Origin of the sequence: Flavonifractor sp. An4 (assembly GCF_002161755.1) — a bacterium.
GTDB classification, from domain to species: domain Bacteria; phylum Bacillota; class Clostridia; order Oscillospirales; family Oscillospiraceae; genus Flavonifractor; species Flavonifractor avicola.
The window spans coordinates 44004-50676 of record NZ_NFIL01000023.1; the positions used below are offsets into that span (position 1 = coordinate 44004).

General features: G+C 63.0%; 8 protein-coding genes. 4 read left to right on the forward strand and 4 right to left on the reverse strand.

All coding sequences use genetic code 11. The features are described 5' to 3' along the window. Positions 1 to 3 precede the first annotated feature (3 nt). On the forward strand, positions 4 to 189 hold the full coding sequence (locus tag B5F94_RS10905) for a DUF6440 family protein (protein WP_087330103.1): 186 nt from the start codon (positions 4 to 6) through the stop codon (positions 187 to 189). Further along, positions 186 to 938 (forward strand): exodeoxyribonuclease III, encoded by a 753-nt coding sequence (locus B5F94_RS10910; protein WP_087330105.1) that lies wholly within the window; start codon positions 186 to 188, stop codon positions 936 to 938. Before B5F94_RS10905 ends, B5F94_RS10910 begins: the two co-directional genes overlap by 4 nt. A 45-nt stretch (positions 939 to 983) precedes the next feature. Here the strand turns inward: B5F94_RS10910 and B5F94_RS10915 are convergent, their stop codons facing one another. The 4 genes from B5F94_RS10915 to B5F94_RS10930 form a co-directional block, all read right to left on the reverse strand. After that, on the reverse strand, positions 984 to 2432 hold the full coding sequence (locus tag B5F94_RS10915; RefSeq protein ID WP_204247487.1) for a nicotinate phosphoribosyltransferase: 1449 nt from the start codon (positions 2430 to 2432) through the stop codon (positions 984 to 986). 194 nt (positions 2433 to 2626) lie between these two features. Beyond that, on the reverse strand, positions 2627 to 3172 hold the full coding sequence (locus B5F94_RS10920) for a cysteine hydrolase family protein (protein ID WP_087330108.1): 546 nt from the start codon (positions 3170 to 3172) through the stop codon (positions 2627 to 2629). Further along, on the reverse strand, positions 3169 to 3696 hold the full coding sequence (locus B5F94_RS10925) for a GNAT family N-acetyltransferase (RefSeq protein WP_087330110.1): 528 nt from the start codon (positions 3694 to 3696) through the stop codon (positions 3169 to 3171). Before B5F94_RS10925 ends, B5F94_RS10920 begins: the two co-directional genes overlap by 4 nt. Further along, positions 3693 to 4499 (reverse strand): TIGR04255 family protein, encoded by an 807-nt coding sequence (locus tag B5F94_RS10930; protein WP_087330112.1) that lies wholly within the window; start codon positions 4497 to 4499, stop codon positions 3693 to 3695. The genes B5F94_RS10925 and B5F94_RS10930 overlap by 4 nt, the downstream gene beginning before the upstream one ends. A 132-nt stretch (positions 4500 to 4631) precedes the next feature. On the opposite strand from B5F94_RS10930, the gene B5F94_RS10935 reads away from it, so the two are divergent. Both B5F94_RS10935 and B5F94_RS10940 read left to right on the forward strand, forming a co-directional pair. Next, positions 4632 to 5510, forward strand: a complete 879-nt coding sequence (locus B5F94_RS10935; RefSeq protein WP_087330114.1) for an aldose 1-epimerase family protein — start codon at positions 4632 to 4634, stop codon at positions 5508 to 5510. A 30-nt stretch (positions 5511 to 5540) separates the two neighbouring features. After that, complete coding sequence (locus B5F94_RS10940; protein WP_087330116.1) at positions 5541 to 6515, forward strand: YARHG domain-containing protein; 975 nt, start codon at positions 5541 to 5543, stop codon at positions 6513 to 6515. Positions 6516 to 6673: the final 158 nt, after the last annotated feature.

Consider the following 6673-nt stretch of genomic DNA (forward strand, 5'->3'; position numbering starts at 1 on the left):
TCTATGGGAAAGGATAAGCGCTTTCAGGTGATCTACACCCAGGGTGTGGCCGATGCCACCCGGGTTCTGCTGGATACCAAGACCGGTATGCTCTACCTGGAGATGCACGACGGATATGCCGGCGGTATCACCCCGCTGCTGGACAGCGACGGAAAACCCATGAAATGGAGGGCGGAGGACTGGGAATGAAGCTGATCACCTGGAACGTCAACGGCCTGCGGGCCTGCCTGGGCAAGGGCTTTCTGGACTTCTTCAAGGAGATGGACGCTGACGCCGTCTGCCTCCAGGAGACCAAGCTCCAGCCCCACCAGATCGAGCTGGACCTGCCGGGCTACCACATCTACTGGAACAGCGCCGAGAAGAAAGGCTACTCCGGCACCGCCCTCATCACCAAAACCGAGCCTCTGGCCGTGACCTACGGCCTGGGCATCCCGGAGCACGACACCGAGGGCCGGGTGATCACGGCGGAGTATGAGGACTTCTATCTGGTGTGCTGTTACACCCCCAACGCCAAGGAGGGGCTGGCCCGCATCGACTACCGGATGCAGTGGGAGGACGACTTCCGCGCCTACCTGATAGCTCTGGACCAGAAAAAGCCAGTGGTGCTGTGCGGCGACCTCAACGTGGCCCATGAGGAGATCGACCTGAAGAACCCCAAGACCAACCGGGGCAACGCAGGCTTCTCCGACCAGGAGCGGGGCAAGATGACTACCCTGCTCCAGAGCGGTTTTGCCGACAGCTTCCGGGCCCTCTATCCGGACAAGACCGGGGCCTATACCTGGTGGAGCTACCGCTTCAACGCCCGGAAGAACAACGCCGGGTGGCGCATCGACTACTTCATCGTGTCGGAGCGTCTGCTGCCCCGGGTGAAGGACCAGATCATCCATGCCGACGTCACCGGCAGCGACCACTGCCCGGTGGAGCTGGATCTGGAATAAGACAAAAAACAGGACTGCCGCACAGTTTGCGGCAGTCCTGTTTATTTATTTCCCTTCCCGGGTCAGCAGGCTCTGCTTCAGATCCCACAGCTTCTGGGACAGGTCCACATAGTAGTTGTGGGGATTCTCAAACCGCTTTACCTCGTCCCACAGCAGGTCGATCTGCCCAGCGCACCAGGCCCGCATCTCGGCGATGGGAGGGGAGTCGTACACCCGCTTGCCGCCCTGGAACACCGGCACCAGCAGCTCCCTGGCGGTAAAGTTGGTGAACACGCTGCGCTTCCAGGTGGCGTCCGGGTCGAAGAGCTCCAGAGGCTTGCTCTCGTCCACCGTCTCGTCCCACAGTGTGATAAGATCGGCAAAGGCCTTCCCCGTCTCGTTGTCAAAGAGGCGGTACACCTTCTTGAAGCCGGGGTTGGTGATCTTGTCCGGGTTGGCGCTGATCTTGATCTTGGGGACGATGTTCCCCTCCTTGTCCTCAATGGCGGCCAGCTTGTACACACCGCCGAACACCGGCTCGCTCTTGGAGGTGATGAGCCGTTCGCCCACGCCGAAGGAGTCGATCTGGGCCCCCTGGAGCAGCAGGTCCCGGATGATATACTCGTCCAGGGAGTTGGAGGCCACGATCTTGCACTCGGTGAGCCCCGCCGCGTCCAGCATCCGCCGGGCCTTCCGGGACAGATAGGTCAAATCGCCCGAGTCCAGCCGGATGGCGCAGTTGGTGATGCCCTGGGGGAGCAGCACTTCCTTGAAGGCGCGGATGGCGTTGGGCACGCCGGACTTCAGCACGTTGTAGGTGTCCACCAGCAGGGTGGCGGAGTGGGGGTAGAGCTGGCAGTAGGTCTTAAAGGCGGTATACTCGTCGGGGAACATCTGGACCCAGGAGTGGGCCATGGTGCCGCCAGCGGGGGAGCCGTACACCTCGTCGGCCAGGGTGCAGGCGGTGCCTGCGCAGCCGGCGATATAGGAGGCCCGGGCGCCCAGAATGGCGGCGTCGGGACCCTGGGCTCGGCGGGAGCCGAACTCGCTCACCGGCCGCCCGTCCGCCGCCCGCACAATGCGGTTGGTCTTGGTGGCGATGAGGGACTGGTGGTTCAGGGTGAGCAGCAGGAAGGTCTCAATAAACTGAGCCTCAATGGCGGGGGCCCGGACGGTGAGGAAGGGCTCCCGGGGGAAGATGGGGGTGCCCTCGGGCACCGCCCAGATGTCGCCGGTGAACTTGAAGTTCTTCAGATACTCCAAAAAGCCCTCGCAGAAGCAGCCCTTGCCCCGCAGGTAGGCAATGTCCTCCTCATCGAAGTGGAGCCGCTCCACATAGTCGATGACCTGCTCCAGCCCGGCGGCAATGGCGAAGCCGCCCCCGTCGGGTACGTTGCGGAAAAAGACGTCGAAATAGCAGATCTGCTCGGTGTAGCCCGGCGTCTGGAAATAGCCGTTGCCCATGGTGAGCTCGTAAAAGTCACAGAGCAGGGTGTAATTCATGTGTTGCTTCATGGCGTTCAAACCTCCCGGTTTATGGCTCACCATGGGGCCCCGCAAGGCGGGGCGCCGCGGTAAGCGGCGCAGGGCGGCGGAATTCAGTTTCGCCGCCCGCATATTAAATGGGATTGGGACCCCAGGTGAATGGGACATTCACCTGGGAGAGAGCTCGTAGAAATCACAGAGCAGGGTGTAGTTCATATGTTCCTTCATGGTGTTGTAACCTCCCGGTTGATGACCGTGATCTGCAGGGCCTCCATCAGGTCCAGCACGTTGTGGTGGAGGACGGGGTCGGGACCGGCAGTGCAGGCGGCGTCCACCACCAGCTCCGCCTCGGGCAGGGCGGCCTTGGCCATAATGGCGTTGGACAGCACGCACAGGTAGGACACCAGCCCCACCAGCTCAATGCGGTCATACCCCTGGCTTTTGAGCCAGTTGCCCAGCCACAGGGAGGGGAAGGCGGGCTTGCATACCACCATGTCCCGGCTCCTGTCTATGGCCTGTCCGGTTTTGCCGTAGAGCTGCCAGCCCTCCGAATTCATCAGACAGTGGGGCACCGGCAGCTTCCGCCCCTCCTGGGTGTCCAGGTAGTTTTCCTGGTGGGTGTCCAGGGTAAAGGCCACGTCGTCACCGGCGGCGTAATAGGCGGCAATTTTCTGCGCAATGGGGCCGTCCAGGGTTTCCGCCCCGGCAAAGCCCAGGGCGCCGTCCACAAAGTCCTTCTGGTAGTCCACCACCAGCAGCAGTTTTTTCATGGCTGTTCCTCCTGATGCAGATCCTTCTCAAAGCAGGGGTAGGTGAGGGGTCGGCCGTGAAGGTGGATCTCCCCCACCTTGGAAAAGCCCATCTTGCGGATCAGAGCCTGCATCCGGTCATTGAGGGAATAGGTGTCGATGCGCATGGCGGCAATGCCCCGGCGGCGGGCTTCCTCCTCGGCAAAGGCGAAGAGGGCGGAGCCCACCCCATGACGCTGGAAGGTAGGATCAATGGCCATGCGGTGGATCACCACGGCGGGGCGGCTGGTGGTCCAGGGCAGGGGATCGTACTCGGGAGATTCGCTGGTGTTGACGCAGGCCACACCGGCCAACTTGCCGCCGAGGAAGGCGGCGTAGAGCTCCCCCCGGTTCATGTCCCCGGCGTAGAAGTCCCGGGTGGGGTAGTCCTCCCCCCACTGGGGGTTGCCCAGCTGGTTCATGTGGGCCACCGCCCGGCCCACCATGGCCCAGATCTCCTCCAGTTCCTCCCGGCGGGCGGGACGGATGGTCACCTCCCCGGTCATTCGGCCACGGGGGTGGGGCCCATGGCCTCGTGGAGGGTGTTGGTCACCGCGCCCCGGAAGAGGCAGACGGCAAAGCGGTGCATTTTCTCCAGCTTCTCAGGCACGGCGTCGGCATTGACCTGACCGGCGGCGGAGAAGTCCCCGTCCAGAATAAACCGGGTCTCCTTGGGCTGGTTGGCGTTCTGGGGATTGTTGGCCCCCACCAGGCCGGGACCGGCATGGAGCTTCATGCGGTAGCCACCCACCAGGGGGGTCTCCACATCCAGGGCGCACTTGACGATCTCGCTCTCCTCCACGTCGGGCTCGCCCAGGATGCCCAGATACTGGCTCTGGATCAGATCGTCCCACAGCTGGTCCTCCAGGCCCAGGGCCTTCCGGGACACCGCGTTGACGTACCGCAGGCCGATGCGCTCAAAGTAGGCGGGCTGATAGATCTGGATGAACTGGGCCAGAGCCTGGTCCAGCCGGATGGCAAAGTCCTCCCACCGCTGATAGGACAGGGTGGACAGGGCGATAAAGTTCTGGGTCAGGTTGATCTTCCAACGGCCGTCCTCCGAGATGAAGTGGTAGTTGGTGATGGGCTTCTGGGGCTCCAGGGCGGTGGCGTTGCCCTTCTTCACCACCTTGGGGGGCAGCTGCTCCTGCCGGGTCATATACTTGGGGAAGTCCTTCCGGATGGCCTCCTGGAAGGCGGCGGGCTCATTGGCACCGATGGACAGAATGGTGGGGAAGCGAAGCTGACAGATGACCTCCACCAGAGGGGAACGGACATAATGGAACCGCTCATATGGGGCAAACAGCATAGTGGCTGCTCCTTCCTATTCTAAAGTCTCTCCTATTTTATCCCCGAACCGGCCATATGTCAAACATCGCAGCCTTGCATTGGAGGAAAAGGGCCGGTATAATGCAGGTAGCAACACAAGGAGGCGTATGTGATGGAACTGGAACTGAAACGGGGCGGGCGGACCGCAAGGGTGGCCACTCACGGCGGCGAGCTGGTGTCCTATCGGGACGAGAACGGCCTGGAATATATCTGGACGGGAGATCCGGCCTACTGGCCGGGGCGCAATCCCCTGCTGTTCCCCATTGTGGGCGGCCTGAAGGACGGCAAGGTCCACATTGAGGGCAAGGAGGTCTCCATGAACCGGCACGGCTTTGCCCGCACCAGCGAGTTTGCGGTGGCCGGGCAGGGGGAGGACTGGGCGGAGCTGGAGCTGCGGGAGAGCGGCGACACTCTGGCGGTCTATCCCTATCCCTTCCGGCTGGTGGTGCGCCAGCAGCTCACCGACACCGGCTTTACCACCTCTGTGACGGTGACCAACACCGGGGACAAGCCCATGCCCTTCTGCCTGGGGGCCCACACCGGCTTCCGCTGCCCCCTGGAGGAGGGGGAGGCCTTTACCGACTACGAGGTGCGCTTTGAGCAGAAAGAGACCTGTCCCACCCTGGTGCCCGACGCCAACGGGGTGGACCTGAACCGCACCCGGCCCTGTCTGGAGGACACCGACGTGCTCCCCCTGGACTACAAATACTTTGACGAGATGGATACCCTGATTTTCCGGGGCCTCAAGTCCCGGCAGGTGGAGCTGCACAGCAAAAAGTCCGGCAAGGGCGTGCGGGTGCGCTTCCACGACTTCCCGCTGCTGGCTCTGTGGTCCATGCCGGGCAAGGCGGCGCCCTATGTGTGCATCGAGCCCTGGCACGGAATGTCCGCCGAGGCGGGGGAGGGCCCGGAGCTGGCCGACAAGGCCTACTGCATCACCCTGGCCCCCGGCGAGAGCCGTACCCTGGGCTATCAGGTGGATACCCTGTAAGCCTGCCTGACGGAAAGGAGTTTCTGCACCATGTTTTGTAAATACTGCGGAGCGGAGCTGTCGGATACCGCCGCCTTTTGCTACAAGTGCGGCAAGCCCACCACCAAGCCCGAGAGCCGTCCGCCCCGGCTCAGACCCCAGGCTCCGGCGGAGCCGCCCCGGCAGGAACCGCCCAAATACGAGCAGCCCAAGTATGAGCAGCCCGGGTATGAGCCGCCCCGCCGGAAGGGGGGCTACATTGCCCTGGCGGTGATTCTGTGCGTGCTGGTGATCGGCGCGATTGTGGTCCTGGTGATGGCTATGGGCATTCTGAAGCCCACTTCTTCCGATGCTGAGGCCAGCCCCAGCCCCACCGACGTCATGGAGACGCAGCCCCTTGAGAGTGAGCCGCCGGAGGAGGACGGCAAGCCCACCCAGACCCCCGATCAGGAGCAGAGCAGCTATCCCATTCAGCTGGATATGGACCAACTGCTCACTAGCCGGATCAATGGAACCACCTTCCGGGAGGCCTGGGAGCAGGGCTGGCTGGATGAGTGGATGAACCTCTATGTCAACGGCAGCTCCGACGGATCTTCCCCCTATGAGGCCTACTGGTACGACGACGGCCTGCGGGAGTGGACCTACTACGGCATCACCTACAGCCAGGCCGCATCGGCGGGCTGGGGCGACATCTGGCTGGAGCTGCTGGGCAGCCGGGACGACGACGATCCGGACACCATGGACGGCGACTATCTGCTGCCCACCGACAGCCAGTACATCGATAAGAGCGATCTGGCCCCCTTCACCAAGGAGGAGGTAAGCCTGATCCGCAACGAGATCTATGCCCGGTATGGCTATCAGTTCTCCAGCCAGGAGATCCAGGACTATTTTGACCGCCAGAACTGGTACACCCCGGTGGAGGGGCTCAACGCCTCCACCTTTGACACCAGCGTATTCAATGCCTACGAGCAGGCCAACCTGGAGACCATCCTGGCCTACGAGCGGGAGATGGGGTGGCGGCAGTGAGACGACTGTGCTGCCTGGCGCTGATGGCGGCGCTGCTGTGTACCGGCTGCGCCGGACAGAGTGGGGAACAGGCCGCCGCCATCAGCGCCAGGCAGCACAGTCGTCTCACTGCCGCCACCCCATCTCCCGCTCGTAGGCCAGGATGGTCTCCAGGTTGG

Coding starts and splice junctions, on each gene's coding strand:
- B5F94_RS10905 (WP_087330103.1), top strand. CDS start 4: ATGGGAAAGGATAAGCGCTTTCAGGTGATCTACACCCAGGGTGTGGCC.
- B5F94_RS10935 (WP_087330114.1), top strand. CDS start 4,632: ATGGAACTGGAACTGAAACGGGGCGGGCGGACCGCAAGGGTGGCCACT.
- B5F94_RS10915 (WP_204247487.1), bottom strand. CDS start 2,432: ATGAAGCAACACATGAATTACACCCTGCTCTGTGACTTTTACGAGCTC.
- B5F94_RS10940 (WP_087330116.1), top strand. CDS start 5,541: ATGTTTTGTAAATACTGCGGAGCGGAGCTGTCGGATACCGCCGCCTTT.
- B5F94_RS10925 (WP_087330110.1), bottom strand. CDS start 3,696: ATGACCGGGGAGGTGACCATCCGTCCCGCCCGCCGGGAGGAACTGGAG.
- B5F94_RS10930 (WP_087330112.1), bottom strand. CDS start 4,499: ATGCTGTTTGCCCCATATGAGCGGTTCCATTATGTCCGTTCCCCTCTG.
- B5F94_RS10920 (WP_087330108.1), bottom strand. CDS start 3,172: ATGAAAAAACTGCTGCTGGTGGTGGACTACCAGAAGGACTTTGTGGAC.
- B5F94_RS10910 (WP_087330105.1), top strand. CDS start 186: ATGAAGCTGATCACCTGGAACGTCAACGGCCTGCGGGCCTGCCTGGGC.